General features: G+C 29.6%; 15 protein-coding genes. 14 read left to right on the top strand and 1 reads right to left on the bottom strand.

Annotated features, from left to right (window positions below; all coding sequences use genetic code 11):
• Window positions 1-12 precede the first annotated feature (12 nt).
• From Q3223_RS14695 to Q3223_RS14760, 14 genes are all read left to right on the top strand, one after another.
• Window positions 13-882 (top strand): alpha-D-ribose 1-methylphosphonate 5-phosphate C-P-lyase PhnJ, encoded by an 870-nt coding sequence (locus tag Q3223_RS14695; RefSeq protein ID WP_054271967.1) that lies wholly within the window; start codon window positions 13-15, stop codon window positions 880-882.
• Window positions 875-1,741 (top strand): ATP-binding cassette domain-containing protein, encoded by an 867-nt coding sequence (locus Q3223_RS14700; RefSeq protein ID WP_407812139.1) that lies wholly within the window; start codon window positions 875-877, stop codon window positions 1,739-1,741. Before Q3223_RS14695 ends, Q3223_RS14700 begins: the two co-directional genes overlap by 8 nt.
• A gap of 40 nt (window positions 1,742-1,781) precedes the next feature.
• Window positions 1,782-2,495, top strand: a complete 714-nt coding sequence (locus Q3223_RS14705) for a phosphonate C-P lyase system protein PhnL (protein ID WP_054271965.1) — start codon at window positions 1,782-1,784, stop codon at window positions 2,493-2,495.
• On the top strand, window positions 2,496-3,665 hold the full coding sequence (locus tag Q3223_RS14710) for an alpha-D-ribose 1-methylphosphonate 5-triphosphate diphosphatase (RefSeq protein WP_054271964.1): 1,170 nt from the start codon (window positions 2,496-2,498) through the stop codon (window positions 3,663-3,665). It abuts the gene before it with no gap.
• Window positions 3,666-3,668: 3 nt separating this feature from the next.
• Window positions 3,669-4,505: a PHP domain-containing protein gene (locus Q3223_RS14715; RefSeq protein WP_054271963.1), complete on the top strand. Its 837-nt coding sequence runs from the start codon at window positions 3,669-3,671 to the stop codon at window positions 4,503-4,505.
• A complete protein-coding gene (locus Q3223_RS14720) occupies window positions 4,506-5,501 on the top strand; it encodes an ABC transporter ATP-binding protein (protein ID WP_054271962.1) in 996 nt (331 codons plus the stop codon).
• Between the two features lie 17 nt (window positions 5,502-5,518).
• Window positions 5,519-7,207 (top strand): putative 2-aminoethylphosphonate ABC transporter permease subunit, encoded by a 1,689-nt coding sequence (locus tag Q3223_RS14725; RefSeq protein ID WP_219673895.1) that lies wholly within the window; start codon window positions 5,519-5,521, stop codon window positions 7,205-7,207.
• Window positions 7,208-7,218: 11 nt separating this feature from the next.
• Window positions 7,219-8,286, top strand: a complete 1,068-nt coding sequence (locus Q3223_RS14730) for a putative 2-aminoethylphosphonate ABC transporter substrate-binding protein (protein WP_219673896.1) — start codon at window positions 7,219-7,221, stop codon at window positions 8,284-8,286.
• Window positions 8,287-8,647: 361 nt separating this feature from the next.
• Complete coding sequence (gene rnmV / locus Q3223_RS14735; RefSeq protein WP_074180073.1) at window positions 8,648-9,178, top strand: ribonuclease M5; 531 nt, start codon at window positions 8,648-8,650, stop codon at window positions 9,176-9,178.
• A 158-nt stretch (window positions 9,179-9,336) separates the two neighbouring features.
• On the top strand, window positions 9,337-10,206 hold the full coding sequence (rsmA, locus tag Q3223_RS14740; protein WP_054271958.1) for a 16S rRNA (adenine(1518)-N(6)/adenine(1519)-N(6))-dimethyltransferase RsmA: 870 nt from the start codon (window positions 9,337-9,339) through the stop codon (window positions 10,204-10,206).
• A gap of 65 nt (window positions 10,207-10,271) precedes the next feature.
• Window positions 10,272-11,552, top strand: coding sequence for a hypothetical protein (locus Q3223_RS14745; protein WP_407812140.1), 1,281 nt, complete (start codon window positions 10,272-10,274; stop codon window positions 11,550-11,552).
• Window positions 11,553-11,702: 150 nt separating this feature from the next.
• Window positions 11,703-12,818 carry a M20/M25/M40 family metallo-hydrolase gene (locus tag Q3223_RS14750; protein ID WP_054277753.1) on the top strand — a complete coding sequence of 372 codons (1,116 nt, stop codon included), beginning with the start codon at window positions 11,703-11,705 and terminating at the stop codon, window positions 12,816-12,818.
• A gap of 184 nt (window positions 12,819-13,002) precedes the next feature.
• Complete coding sequence (locus Q3223_RS14755; RefSeq protein WP_407812141.1) at window positions 13,003-13,899, top strand: cation diffusion facilitator family transporter; 897 nt, start codon at window positions 13,003-13,005, stop codon at window positions 13,897-13,899.
• 69 nt (window positions 13,900-13,968) lie between these two features.
• The gene (locus Q3223_RS14760) at window positions 13,969-14,766 is read left to right on the top strand and encodes a hypothetical protein (protein WP_074180078.1); all 798 of its coding nucleotides are present in this window, start codon (window positions 13,969-13,971) and stop codon (window positions 14,764-14,766) included.
• 56 nt (window positions 14,767-14,822) lie between these two features.
• Here Q3223_RS14760 and murC read toward each other — a convergent pair whose 3' ends face one another.
• Window positions 14,823-16,175 carry a UDP-N-acetylmuramate--L-alanine ligase gene (gene murC / locus Q3223_RS14765; RefSeq protein ID WP_407812142.1) on the bottom strand — a complete coding sequence of 451 codons (1,353 nt, stop codon included), beginning with the start codon at window positions 16,173-16,175 and terminating at the stop codon, window positions 14,823-14,825.
• Window positions 16,176-16,205 lie beyond the last annotated feature (30 nt).

The following is a 16,205-nucleotide window of genomic DNA, read 5'->3' on the forward strand; positions in this document are numbered from 1 at the left end:
AGGTAAGTTTAGGTGATATATAACTATGGTTTTTTAGACGAAAACACAAAAAAGGAAATAAGAAGAAAGATATTAAAAGCAGTATCAATACCTGGTTATCAAGTTCCTTTTGGTTCAAGAGAGTTGCCTATAGCTAAGGGATGGGGTACTGGAGGTTTACAATTAACACTATCATTAATTGGTAAAAATGATGTAGTAAAAGTAATTGACCAGGGAAGTGATGATTCTACAAATGCTTGTAATATAAGGAGTTTCGTTGCAGGCGTAAGTAATGTAGAAACTACAAAAGATACGTTAGAATCTACACTGATTCAAACAAGACATAGAATACCAGAAGAAAAACTAAAATCTAACCAAATACTAATATTTCAAGTACCAATACCAGAAACACTTAGAATAGTGGAACCTAGTGAAGTCGAAACGAGAAGAATGCATTCAGAAGAAGATTACAGTAGGATGTGGGTATATCTTTACGAAGATATAGTAAGATTTGATGATATATCAATAGCCGCTGAATACCCATGTAAAGTAAATGATAGATATTTAATGAATCCATCTCCAATACCAAGGTTCGACATAAAAAAATTAAACATGTCAGATAATTTATTCTTATTTGGAGCAGGGAGAGAAAAAAGGATATACGCAATTCCTCCATACACAAAAGTGGAACCTTTAGAATTTGAAGATTACAAATTTGAAGAGGAAAAATTTGAAGGAAAGCATTGTAGCTTATGTAAAAGTACAAATACATTTTTGGATGAAGTATACGATAGTGACACCAATGAAAAGTACTATAGTTGCTCAGATACAAGTTATTGTGAAAAAGTTAGGTTAAGAAATAACGGTGTAGATGTGACAATCGGAGGTGCTTGGAATGAGTAATATAAATAAAACGAAAAGAGTAGAAAACGTAGACAAACAAGTATTAATAGGAAGAAATATCAATCTTATTTATGGAGATGGATGTGAGAAGTGTTTTGAAAGTACAGGATATGAAAGCAATAATATATGTAAATATTGTGGTTCTATAGTCGCATGTAATAATGTAAGTCTGGAACTTTATGAAGGAGAAGTCCTTGGGATTGTAGGTGAATCTGGCTCAGGAAAAAGTACATTGTTAAAGATACTGTTTTTTCAAGAACATGCAAATAGTGGAGAAGTATATATATCACATTACAATAAAGATGAAAATATATTAGAGCTTTCAGACCAGAAAAAGAGATATATAAAGAATCACTTTATGGGTATTGTGTATCAAAATCCTCATCTTGGTTTAAATTTGGATTTTAGCAGTGGTGGCAATATAGCAGAAAAATTATTAATGGCAAACTTGTATAATGTTGAAAAAATAAGAGATAGAGCCAAAGAACTTCTAATAAAAACTAATATACCTGTAGAGAGAATAGACCATAAACCAAAATATTTTAGTGGAGGAATGCAACAGAGAGTTCAAATAGCAAAAGCTCTTTCAAATAATCCTCCAATATTGTTACTAGATGAAGTTACAACAGGTTTAGATGTATCTGTACAAGCAGAAGTGTTGGATTTAATAAGAGAAATTCAAAGAGAATTAAAGATTTCTATGGTAGTTGTATCTCATGACTTTGATGTTATCAAGATGCTTGCAGATAGAACAATTGTAATGAAAAATGGAAGTGTGATTGAGTCTGGTCTTACAGACCAAATAATGGAAGACCCACAACACCCATACACTCAGCAACTTATAAATTCACTGTTATAAATATTGTTTGTAAATAAGTAAAATGGGGGCTTTAAATAAAATGAAAGAAACTATACTTAAGGTAAATAATTTTAGTAAAGATTTTGAACTACATGCATTAAACAAGACTATAAAAGCATGTAATAATATAAATTTTGAAGTTTTAAAAGGGGAGTTCTTAGGAATAATAGGTAAATCTGGAGCAGGTAAGTCAACTATATTAAAAAGTATTTATAAAACATACATACCAACAACTGGAGAAATAATATTTAACTCAGAAATATATGGAAATGTAGATTTAGCTAAAATTGGGGACAGAGAAATGATAAACCTTAGAAAAAAGGAAATAGGGTATGTATCACAGTTTTTAAAGACACTGCCACGTATAACTGCAATTGAACTAGTAGTACATTCATTAATTGAGAGCGGATTTGAAAAGATTTGTGCATATGACATGGCAAAGGATATACTCAATCAATTTGAAATAAAGGAAAATTTATGGGATGCTTATCCAAATAATTTCTCTGGTGGAGAAAAGCTAAGATTAAATCTTGCTCAAGCAATGGTTAAAAAGCCTAGACTCTTGTTACTTGATGAACCAACTGCATCACTTGATAATCAATCTAAAATATATGTAAAAGAAAAAATGTTGGAACTTAAAAGTCAAGGAACTACAATGATAGGAATTTTCCATGACATAGAATTTATGGAAACTGTTATAGATAAAACCTTTACTATGGCAAAAGGGACTATGAGTGAAAGTGGGGTAGCCTAGATGATAAAACTAATTCATAATGCAAATATTGTATTAGAGGATATAATACTTGAAAATGCTCATTTAATTATAGAAGGAGATACAATAAAAAAAGTATCAAATGATAAGATTGATTATGCATTTGATTTTAATGAGATAGATGAAATAATAGATGCAAAAAACTTATATGTCATACCTGGTATTATAGATATTCATAGTGATGCCATTGAAAAGGAAATAGAGCCAAGACCAAGTACATTATTACCATTTAATATGGCATTTTATGAGCTTGATAAAAAACTACCTGCAAATGGAATAACTACAGTTTATCATTCTATATCTTTAGGAGATGGAGTAGGAGTTAGAAGTATTGATAATTCTTTAAAGATGATTGAAAATATCGATTCATATAAAAACATAGATAGTAAGAGTATAAATCATAAAGTACATTTAAGATATGAAGTATTATATCATGAAGGTTTAGATAAGGTTTCAGAATTATTGGAACAAAATAAAATAGACTATTTATCAATAATGGACCATTCTCCAGGCCAAGGTCAATATACAAATCCAGCATTTTATAGAGAGTATGCTACTAAAGTATGGGGAGTTACAGAAAATTATGTTGATACATGGCTAAATGGTTTAGTAGATTTACATGATAATTTGGATTGGAATAAAATAGCTAATGTTATAGGAAAAGCAAAAAATAAAAACATAAATATTGCTTCACATGATGATGATACGTTAGAAAAGGTAGATTTTATAAAAAATATAGGCGTCAATGTATCTGAATTTCCTATAACTCTTGAGGTTGCAAAACATTCAAAGAAACTAGGTGTCTTAACTTGTTTAGGAGCACCTAATATTGTAAGGGGAAAATCTCATAATAACAACTTAAAAGCAATGGATGCTATATTGGAAGATTGTTGTGATATTGTTTGTTCAGATTATCTTCCATCAGCTATGATAAAATCTATGTGTATAGTTGCAGAAAAAACTAACAATTTAAATAAAGCAGTCAATTTATTTACTTCAAATCCAGCTAAAGCAGTAGGCATATATGATGAAAGAGGTAGCATAAAAGAAAATAAAAAAGCCGATTTAGTTTTGTTAGATATTGATAGTGAGTATCCAAAGATTGTAAATACTATTGTAAATGGAAATACAGTTTATAAAAGGGAGGTATAAATATTGTTAACGGATTTACATTGTCATACAAGTATATCAGATAATAATTTAACTACAGAAGAAATAATAAAAAAAGCATCAGAAAAGAATATAAATGTACTAGCAATAACAAATCATGATACTTTATCTGGATTAGATGAAGCTCTTGTACTTGGAGAACATTATGGAGTGACAATAATACCAGGGATAGAAATCTCAGCTTATGATTATAAAAATAGAAAAAGAGTTCATATTCTAGGGTATAACATAGATTTAGACAGTCAAGAAATAAAAAACTTATGTAATCCAATGGTATGTGATAGACATAAAGCATCTGTTAAGATGGTAAATAAAATTATGGATTTAGGGTACAAAATATCGCTAGAAGATGTAAAGAAATACTCATCAAGGACTGGAATATTTAAACAGCATATAATGAAAGCTCTCATAGATAAAGGATATACAGATAATATATATTCTAGTCTATATAAAGAATTGTTTCATAGAGGAAATGGCAAGGCATATGTATCCTTAAAGTATGTGGATTATAGAGATGCAATAAAAGCTATAAAGAGTTCTGGTGGAATTTGTGTATTAGCTCATCCTGGTCAAATGGATAATTTCAGTGCTATTGAAGATATGGTAAAAGTAGGATTAGATGGTATAGAAGTATATCATCCTTCGCACAATAAAGAATTAGAAAAAGAATCACTTTTTTATGCTAAGAAGTACAACTTGGTAATTACAGGAGGTTCAGATTACCATGGAGATTATTCTCAGCATAACTATGAACTTGGAAGCAAGAGCTTAAATAGAGAAGACTTATTTAAGTTTAGGTTGGCTTTAGGAGGGGTTTTATAAATGTCTTTTTTACAAGTAAAAAATATAAGTAAAAGTTATGGACAAGTCAAAGTGTTAAAAGATATATCTATTGATATTGAAAAAGGAGAGTTTATCTGTTTATTAGGTCCAAGTGGTTGTGGTAAAAGTACATTGCTTAGAATAATTGCAGGTCTTGAGGATAAGCATGATGGAAAAATAATAATAAATGATAAGGATATGACTAATTCGCCACCTGAAAGTAGAAATTTTGGTATAGTTTTTCAGTCATATGCACTATTTCCAAACATGAATGTTTACAAAAATATAGCTTTTGGATTAGAAAATAAAAATATAAGTAAATCTAACATTGATAAGAAGGTTAAAGAAGTGCTAGAAGTTGTAGAATTGAGTGGATACGAGAAAAAATATCCATCACAATTATCTGGAGGACAGCAACAAAGAGTAGCATTAGCTCGTGCAATTGCTTTAGAACCAGACTTTTTACTTCTTGATGAACCATTATCTGCATTAGATGCAAAAGTAAGATTGAAACTAAGAGAGCAGATTAGAAGTCTACATAGAAAGCTAGGAATCACAACTATAATGGTAACTCATGACCAAGAAGAAGCGCTTTGTTTGGCTGACAAAATGGTGGTTATGAATAGTGGAGAAATAATACAGGTTGGAACACCAAAAGAAGTGTATAAAAATCCTAACACACCTTTTGTAGCTGATTTTATAGGAACAATAAATTTTATAGATGATGGTATTAATAAAATAGCTATTAGACCAGAAGATATAAAAGTAGAGTTTAATAAGGACTCTAAAGATAAGGATGTAAAAATTGGTGAGATTTTGGATATTGAATTTAGAGGCTTTAATTATAGAATTACAGTTGAGTACTGTTCTAAGCAAATGAAGTTAGATGTAGTTTCAAAAGTTGCTGAACAGATGAAACTATGTATAGGTTCTAAAATAAGCTTTAAGATACCTAAAGAAGGAATCGTAGAGTATAAATCAGAGGGATGTGCTTAATAGCTAGAGGTGAATAAATGATAACAGTAAAAAACAAAAGAAGAATAGGTGATAGCACGATACAAAAATGTTTTTTAGTTTTTTCAGTAGTTTTACTAATAATATTTATATTGTTTCCATTAGTATCATTATTAAAAAATGCATTCTTAGATACAAATGGAAATTTTATAGGATTTTCAAACTTTAGTAAGTATATTGAAAACCCAAGTCTTATAGCATCATTTAAAAACTCAATTTTTGTATCTACAGTTTCATCTTTAATATCATTATGTTTAGCATTTATATATTCGTATGCAATAACGAGAACAAATATAAAGTTTAAGAACTTTTTTAAAACAATGGGGATGTTTCCACTTTTTGCACCAACCATGTTATATGGTATCTCACTTATATACCTTTTTGGAAATAAAGGAATCTTTACCGCAATGGGGTTTGAAGTTCAATTATATGGTCCATTAGGAATAATCATTTCTCAGATACTATTTACATTTCCACAAGCATTCTTAATATTATCTGTTGCACTCTCAATGGCAGATTATAGACTTTATGAAGCGGCGGATAGCTTGGGGGCTAGTGAATTTAAGAAATTCTGTAAAATTACAATTCCAGGTATAAAGTACTCGCTAGTGAGTTCATTCTTTGTATCTTTTATACTTGCATTTACAGATTTTGGGGCAGCAAAGGTAGTTGGAGGAAACTATAATGTGTTGGCTACTGACATATATAAACAAGTAGTAGGACAATTTAACATACCAATGGGGGCAACTGTTTCTATGGTAATGTTGATTCCTGTATTGATAGCTTTTACATTAGACAAGATGGCAAGTAAAAAGCAAGGAATGACTATAACTGCAAAATCTATGCCATATAAAATTAAGGAAAACAAGCTTAGAGATAGAATGTTTTTAATAGCATGTAGTTTTATAACTTTATTAATCTTTGTTTTGATATTCGTTTCAGTTGTAGGTTCAGTTATAAAGCTATGGCCATATAATTTAAGTTTTACAATGGAACATTATGCATTTAAAGGTATCTTGGGAAGTGGGATAAAAACTTATTTAAGTAGTTTAAAAATATCAACATTGACAGCAATATTTGGAACTATATTTGTATTTTTTAGTGCATATATGATAGAAAAGGTAGATAAATTTCCTAAATTAAGACAAACTGCTTACTTTTTATCGATGATACCTATGGCATTGCCTGGATTAGTTTTGGGTATATCATACATAACTTTTTTTAACTCATCAAATAACCCATTAAACTTTCTGTATGGAAGTACAGCAATACTAGTAATAGTAAATATAGTTCATTTTTATTCAGTATGTTTTATAACTTCAAATTCATCTTTAAAGATGTTGGATAAAGAATATGAATTAGTTGCAAAATCTATAAATATACCATTTTATAAAGTGTTTTTTAACATAACAGTTCCAATGTCTATAACATCAATACTTGAAATAGTAGTATATTATTTTGTAAATTCAATGGTTACTGTTTCAGCATTAATATTTTTATATACTCCTCAAACTCAGACTGCATCAATATCAATACTAAAGTTAGATGAGATAGGATATATAGGACCATCGGCTGCTATGGCAGTATTAGTGCTTTTAACAAATATAGTAGTAAGGCTTTTGTACGAATTTGTCACAAAGAAGTTGAAAAATAACACACAAAAATGGCAACAAAAAGATGTTGCTTAGGGGAGGTAAAAATGAAATTTAAGAAGCTAGTTTCTTTAGGAGTATTATCAACACTTTTATTGAGTGTAATAACTGGGTGTAGTACTGCTTCATCAGGTTCAGATTCAAAGACTGATAGTAAGACAAAAGGGGATTTAACAGTTTATACAGCAATTGAAGAAGATAGTATAGAACCATATCTGGCAACATTTAAAAAACAATATCCAGATATAAAATTAAATATCGTTAGAGCATCAACAGGAGATATAACAGCTAGACTACTTGCTGAAAAAGATAATCCTCAAGCAGATGTTGTATGGGGAGTTGCAGCTACAAGCTTGTTAGTTGCAGATGACCAAGGAATGTTAGAGCCATATGCTCCAAAAGGCTCTGAGGAAATAGAGTCTGCTTTTAAGGATGATAAGGAAGTTCCTTCTTGGGTTGGAATAGATGCCTGGATGACAGGTATAACAGTAAATACTAAAGAATTAAAAGATAAAAATATACCAGTTCCTAGTTCTTATGAAGATTTAACAAAACCAGAGTATAAAGGGCTTATATCTATGCCTAATCCATCTTCTTCTGGTACAGGATATTTAACAGTATCAGCGCTTATACAAATAATGGGAGAAGAAAAAGCTTGGCAGTACATGGATAAATTGCATGAAAATATTGGGGTATATACTCAATCTGGTTCAGCTCCAGCTACATCAGCAGCTTCTGGAGAATACCCTATAGGTATATCTTTTGGATATAGAGGTATAAAACTAAAAGAGGAAGGCTATCCAGTAGAAGTTGTATTTCCAAAAGAAGGTTCTGGATGGGATATAGAAGCAAATGCGCTTGTGAAAAAAGACGATATAAAAGAAGCCTCAAAAGTATTTTTGGATTGGGCGATAAGTAAGGATGCAATGAATGAATACTCTAAGAATTATGCTGTTACTACAGTTTCTACAGGAAATCCAATTCCAGAAGGATTCCCTAAAAAGCCATTAGAACAAATGATAGATAATGATTTAAAATCAGCAGCAAAAAATAGAGAAACTATATTAAATAAATGGATATCAAAATATGATGGAAAAACAGAAAAAGAGAGTTAAACTTATAGTAAATTAACTTAAAATAAAGTATACCAAAATAAAATGATAATTTACAAATATAAAAAGGTGAATTCCAATAGATGGAATTCACTTTTTTATATATAAATATTCTATTGACAGAAGGATATAATGAATATTAAGAAAATATATTTACAGATTGAATATGCAGAAGAATATCTTTAATCATATTTGGAAATAAGGTTATAAAAAACAAAGTCTATATTAATCTAATAAAATAATTTTTTAATAAGATATGTTTTCAAATAAAAATAAATAGTTTAGTACCTTGATTAAATCAAATAAAAACTTTAAAATAAAGAGATGTAAAGAAAAACTAAAAATGAATAAAAGGTGAATTTATATGATAAAAGAAATAATCGTAGTAGAGGGTAGAGATGATGTTACAGCAGTTAAGAGAGCAATAGATGCAGAACTTATAACTACAGGTGGATTTGGATTTCCAAAAGGTGTAATGGAGCGTATAAAATCTGCTAATGAGAGATGTGGTGTTATAATATTTACAGACCCAGACTTTGCAGGTGAAAAAATAAGAAAAAAAATAGCATCAGAAGTTCCAGGATGTAAACATGCATTTCTACCAAGAGAAGAAGCTAAAAAAGATGGAGATATAGGTATTGAAAATGCTACTCCTAAAAGTATAATAGCTGCTTTAAATAAAGTCAGAACTGAAAATACAGAAAAAAGAAATGAATTTAAACAAGTTGATTTAATTAGAAATGGTCTTATAGGCAATGAAGATGCATCACTTAGAAGAGATACACTTGGCAAAATACTTGGAATTGGATATGGAAACGCGAAACAATTTTTAAATAGATTGAATAATTATGGAGTTGAAAGAGAAGAATTTATAGATGCATTAAAACAGCTCTAAGTGTAATATTTAGTGTGTGAAAAATATTATATAAAATGGATGTAAAATCACAGGTTAATTTAAGATAAAATATTTCTAATAAATACTTTATTTTAAATACATACGAATATGTATAATTAAAAAAATTAAATCTTAAAATAAGTTAAAAGGAGTAAATAATGGATAGACTATCTTCACATAGTGCAACAAAAGAAGTAGTACAAAAATATAATTTTAAATTTTCAAAGTCTCTAGGTCAGAATTTTTTGATAGATAGTAATATAATTGATAAAATACTGGTTGGAGCTAGAATTAAAGAAGGCGATAATATAATAGAAGTGGGGCCTGGTATAGGTACACTTACTCGTGAAATGGGTAAAGTAGCACAAAAAGTAGTAGCTATAGAAATTGACAGGAATTTAATCCCTATACTGAAAGACACATTGTCAGATTTAGATAACACAGAAGTAGTAAACAAAGATATATTAAAAGTAGATATACAAGAACTAATAAAAGAAAAATTAAATGGTGGACCAGTTAAGCTTGTGGCAAACCTCCCATACTATATAACTACCCCAATAGTTATGAAATTTTTAGAAGAAGATATACCTGTAACAGATATAGTGGTCATGGTTCAAAAAGAAGTTGCAGATAGAATGAATGCTATGCCAAGCACTAAAGATTATGGAGCATTATCTATAGCTGTTCAATATTATTGTGAAACAGAGATTGTAGCAAAAGCTCCAAGACATATGTTTATACCACAACCAAATGTAGATTCTACAGTTATAGGTCTACATGTAAGAGCTGAAAAAAAATATGATGTTCACAATGAAGAACTATTTTTTAAAACAGTAAAAGCATCTTTTGGACAAAGAAGAAAAACTCTTCTCAATTCGTTGGGAGGACTTGGTTTTCTTAATAAAGATGAAATAAGAGAAATATTAAAAGAAGCTAATATAGACGAAAAAAGAAGGGGCGAAACTCTTAGTATAGAAGAGTTTGCAGTTCTTTCAAATATAATAAATACAAAAGTATCTTCTAAATAGAAGGTACTTTTTTTTATTTTATCAACATATATTGTTTAGAGAAACTGTGTTAAGGGGGGATTGCAGTGGGTTCTAAAAGAAAGTTTAAAAGAGACTATATAATACTAGAAGCTAAAGACATAAACTTTAGATACAAAGAACGAGTACTGCCAAAAGCTTTTGCAAAAGTTGAAGTAAATGATGAAAAAGCAATTATTGCATTATATGTAGAAAATCTAAAATATGTTAAAGATGGGTATAAAGCAGTGGCAATAAAAGGTGACCATGGATTGATAGACTTGGGAAATATAATTTTAAATGAACAAGGAAGAGGTGAATTTGTTTTAGATTTAGAAGATTACGATGATGAGATAAAAGGTATTGCGTTATTGTATGAAAGAAACATACCTTTAATTGGATTTAAAGGAAATAAGATTGAAAATTATGAGGACATATTATTCCAAGAGATAGAAGAAGAATATGAAGAAGAATATGAAGAAGAATATGAAGAAGACGAAGAATATGAAGAGTCAGACGCTGAGGAAGAGAGTGATAGAGAAGAAGGGAATGACGATGAAGAATATATTATAGAAGAATATGATGAAGATGAGTATGAAGATTATTGGGAAGATGATGAAGACGTTGAAGAGGGAGAGTTAAAAGCAAGAACGGATATAGAAGATTCTAGTGATGAGGAAATAGAAGAATTTAATAACTATAAGGAAATAGAAAATTATAATAAGGTTAAAGCACAAGAAGAATATAGAGATATGGAGTATGATGAGGAATATGACGAAGATGATGAAGAAGATTTTGAAATAAGTAGAGAAGAAGAAGCTATCGTTTCTTCAAAACCTACTAAATCAAAGAAAGCTCAAAAAGAGTTAAATAATATTGAAAAAATAAAAAGAGCTAATGGAATAAGTCAAGGAGATAGTGGAAATAAACAAGCTGGAACATTACTTATGCCTAGACAAATAAAGAAAGGTTTGAAACTTTTTAGAGAAGTAAAACCTTTTGCAACAGATTATATAGATAAGACAAGATGGTGGAAAATAGAGATAAACCCTACAACTTTATGTGGATATACAATGCCACATTTAGGATATTTAAATGTGTTGAATTATACGATGTATAGTGATGCAGTATTAAATTCATATAAATATAGACATTACTTATTTGGAGTTCAATATGATGAATATAATAAAAGAAAACATTATATATATGCTATTCCGGGAAATAGAAGTGAACAGCCAGACAATGGAAGTACAGGATTCTTAAGATACCAAGCTTGTGACAATAGAACAAATAGTTTAGGATACTGGTTATGTTTTATAGATTCTAGACAAAGAAATATAGTCAGATAGAAATAGTGAAAATGCAAGAATTTAGCTTTAACTTTCATTTTACTAAAATAAATTAATGAAAGTAATATAAAAACTTAAAAACTATTGATAATATTTAAATATTACACTACAATATATGTTGAAATACCTATTATATTATGGAGGAAAATTATGATAAACGAGCAAAGAATTTTAAACGAGTTCCTTGAATTAATACAGATAGACAGTTTATCTTTAAAAGAGGGGAATGTTGCTAAAGTATTAGTTAAAAAATTAGAAGAAATAGGTTGTTCAGTTGCAGTAGATAATGCTGGTGAAAAAACAAATGGAGAAACTGGCAATATAATAGCTACATTAAAAGGAAACAAAGAAGGTAAGAAAATATTATTTAGTTCACATATGGACACAGTAACTCCAGGTATAGGAGTAAAACCTATAGTGGATGAAGCAAATGGAATAATAAAAAGTGATGGTACTACAATATTAGGTTCTGATGATAAAGCAGGTATAGCAGCTATATTAGAAGGCTTAAGATATATAAAGGAAAATAACATAGAACATACTGATATACAAGTTGTATTCTCTATATGTGAAGAATGTGGATTAGTTGGTGCTAAAAATTTAGACTATGGAAAAATAGATTCTAAATATGCTTTTGTATTAGATAGTGGAGGTTCTCCTGGAGAAATAATAGTAAAAGCTCCTGCACAAGATGTAATAAATGTTAAGATATTAGGAAAGACTGCTCATGCAGGTCTTGAGCCTGAAGCTGGTATAAGTGCTATAATGGTAGCAGCTAGAGCAATAGAAAATATGAATTTACTTAGAATAGATGAAGAAACAACTGCTAACATAGGAATTATAAACGGCGGAACAGCTACAAACATAGTAACAGGTGAAGTTAATATAGTTGCAGAAGCTAGAAGTTTAAAAGAAGATAAATTGGATGTTCAAACTAAACATATGGTAGATACTTTTGAAAAAGCTGCCAAAGATTTTGGAGCTCAAATTGAAATAGATGTAAACAGAGCATATACTCCAATTGATGTTAGTGAGGATTCTGAAATAATAAAACTTGCAAAGAAAGCTTTTTCAAACTTAGGTATAGAAGGTCATACTGAATCTACAGGAGGAGGTAGTGATACAAATATATTAAGTAAAAATGGTATCGAAGCTATAACTTTAGGAATAGGTATGAAAAATGCTCATACATTAAGCGAACATATAGCTATAAAAGATTTATATGATTCTGCTAAAATGGTAGTAGAGATAATAAAAGAAGCATAAATTTAAATAATAGTGTATAATATATATCGCCTAGCTTAAGCTAGGTGATTTTTCATTTTATAGAAGATTGATAATCTCTATTGAAAGTAAAGAGTATACATTTGCATGTAATAGTAAGTTTAATTTATATCCAGATGTATGTTTTTGATATAATATTAGAGTCGTTTTAGAAGGAGGAATAAAAATGGAAACAAGGTATGAGGAAGCAAATAAAATAACTATACAATCAATACTTTGGAATATAGCATTAACAATAATTAAGATGATAGCTGGGGTTATTGGTAACTCTAGTGCAATGATTGCAGATGGTTTACATTCAGCATCAGATATCATAAGTTCGATAGGAGTATTAATAGGTAATTATGTATCTTCTAGACCAGGAGATAGAGAACATAATTATGGGCATGAGAAAGCAGAAACATTGGTATCATTCGTATTATCAATATTACTTATATTTGTTTCTATAACAATAGGTATAGAGGCAATTAAATCTTTATTTAACTTAGATGCACTAAGTGTTCCATCAATATTACCATTGGTTGTATCAGTTATTTCAATCTTGATAAAAGAGTATCAATATAGAATAACAATAAAAGTTGCTAAAAAGATAAATTCTCCAGCCTTAAAAGCTGATGCTTGGCATCATAGGTCAGATGCATTATCTTCAGTAGCTGCTTTTATAGGGATAGGAGGTTCTATTTTAGGTTTTAAGCCTTTAGACCCAATTGCATCAGTTGTAGTGGCTATATTTGTAGCTAAGGTAGGAATAGGTATACTTATAAGTTCTGTTAATGAATTGATGGATGTTTCAGTTGATGAAGAAGAAATAAAAGAATTAAACTATATTGTAGCAGATACAGAAGGCGTTAAGAATCTAGGAGATATAAAGACTAGAAAACATGGAGCTATGGCATATGTGGATTTGACTATATGTGTTGATGAAAACTTGACAGTTAAGCAAGGTCATGACATTGCTACTAAACTTGAAAAACATATAATAAAACACATGGAATTTGTAAAAGGTATAACGGTTCACGTTGAACCATGTACTAATTGTCAAGGAAATAAGTGTAATAAATAATTAAACCTTAAAAAAAAGTGTAAAAAGTTATATAATTGTTTTATGATTATAAACTCTAGGGGTGGTTAAATGAGTAAGAAAAGAAAACTAAAGAAAAAAGCTGCGATATTAATAGGAGTGGTTGTTTTCTTTATAATATACTTTATATCCTTCAAAATAGGATTGAATATGGAAAAGGATAAAAGTGAAGTTCCAAAAAAAGTAGAAAGAGAAGAAGAAGATACTCGGTCTTTAATGACTCAAATAAAAGAGAAGAAGAAGATTTATATATCAGATAAGAATATAGAAAACATAAAAATTGAAGAAGATATGTGGGATGAGATAAAGTTCTTTTTCTCAGATTTTAAGAAAGTAAGAAATACCACATCTTCTTATGAAGCAGTTTACGAAGGTTATTCTGATGATGGTGTTAAGTTTTCTACAGACCTTAACTTTTTTAGAGTATATACTGTAAACAAAGAAGAGTATTATAAAGTTCCAGTTGATTCTAAGAGTGCTTTTAAGAAGCTTTTAGATGAAAGTATATATACTTCATTTGACCTCTTAAGTCACTATAAAGATTGGAAAGAAGTGACTATATCTCATGGAAAAGAAATTAAAAAAGTTCATAGATGGAAATTCGATGATTTAGCACATAAGATGATTTCAAAGAGGGTTGTAGGGAAAGTTCAGCCTGAGAAAAGTAAGGAAAGAAGTGAATATAACTTTACTATAGACATAAAAGGTGATGATTTTGCTGTAAAAGTTGAAACAATGGGAAAAGATTATGTGAAAGTCACTTCTAAAAAAACTGTATCTTACTATGAGGTTCATACAAGTTTGTTCGATTACCTTAAAAACGAGATATTTGAAATTGGAAAGAAATAAGATTTTAAGAAGGCTATCAAATGAGATATTTGATAGCCTAAATTACTTTTTATATATTATTTTTCAACCAACAAGTCTGCAACTTTATAAATTGGACCAGCACCAGCAGTTATTACTAAATCATTATCATTAACATTTTCACGTAAATATTTTACTATATCTTCAAATTCTTTTATGTAGATAGCATCTACATTGTTTTGATATAACTTTTCAACTAAGTCTTTAGAATGTATGTCTCCTGGGTCATTTTCTCTAGCAGCATATATATCTGTTATTATAACTTTATCAGCTGCATAGAATGCTTCTGAGAATTCAGCTAAAAGAGATTTTGTTCTAGTATAAGTATGTGGCTGGAAGATACACCATAAAGTGGATTTTTTTAATTTTTTAGCAGCAGCTAAAGTAGCTTTTAATTCAGTTGGATGATGTGCATAATCATCTATTACTAAAGCATTTTTATAATATCCTTTAGCCTCAAATCTTCTTCCTACGCCTTTATAAATCTTTATATTTTTTCTTATAGTCTCTAAATCAATACCAGAAACAAGAGCTGCCATTATAGCAGAAGATGCGTTGTATATATTATGAAGACCATATACAGAAAGTTCAAATTCTCCTAGGTCTCTTCCTTGATATTCTATTTTGAATATTCCATGACCACCATTGTCAAAGTGAATATCTTTTATTACAGCATCATTATCAGAGTCTCTACCGTATTTTATAATAGTAGCCTTAACATCGTACAATATGTCATCAACATTCTCATCATCACCATTTATTATGAAATAGCCATCTGGAGGTAATAGCTTACCAAATTTGTTAAAAGAAGCCTTGATTTCATCTATACCAGAGAAATAATCAAGATGGTCTTCCTCAACATTTAAGACTATAGATATTTTAGGGTTAAAATTAAGGAAGCTATCTACATATTCACATGCTTCAGTTATAAAGTGGTCAGAATTACCTATCTTAACATTACCACCTATCATACTTAAGTTACCACCAACTAGTATAGTTGGGTCTAAATCTGCATATTCAAAGATTGTAGATAACATAGATGTTGTAGAAGTCTTTCCATGTGTTCCAGAAACTGCTATAGAGTTCTTATATTCCCTCATGATTTGGCCTAAAAAAGTAGCCCTGTTCATTACTAATTTATTTTTTTCTTTAGCAGCTATAAGTTCTTCATTGTCTGGATGAACTGCTGCTGTATAAACAACCATATTTACATTATCTGATATGTTCTCTTTTTTCTGACCGATATAGATAGTTGCCCCTTGGTCTCTAAGTTTGTCTAATAGGTATGATTCGTTTGAATCCGAACCTGAAACTTGGTAACCTTTATTGATACATATTTCAGCTAATGCACTCATGCTGATACCGCCAATTCCTATAAAGTGTATATTCATAATAAAACCACCTTTCTTTTTAATTAAGTC

The organism is Clostridioides sp. GD02367, from assembly GCF_045900275.1.
GTDB lineage: Bacteria > Bacillota > Clostridia > Peptostreptococcales > Peptostreptococcaceae > Clostridioides > Clostridioides difficile_A.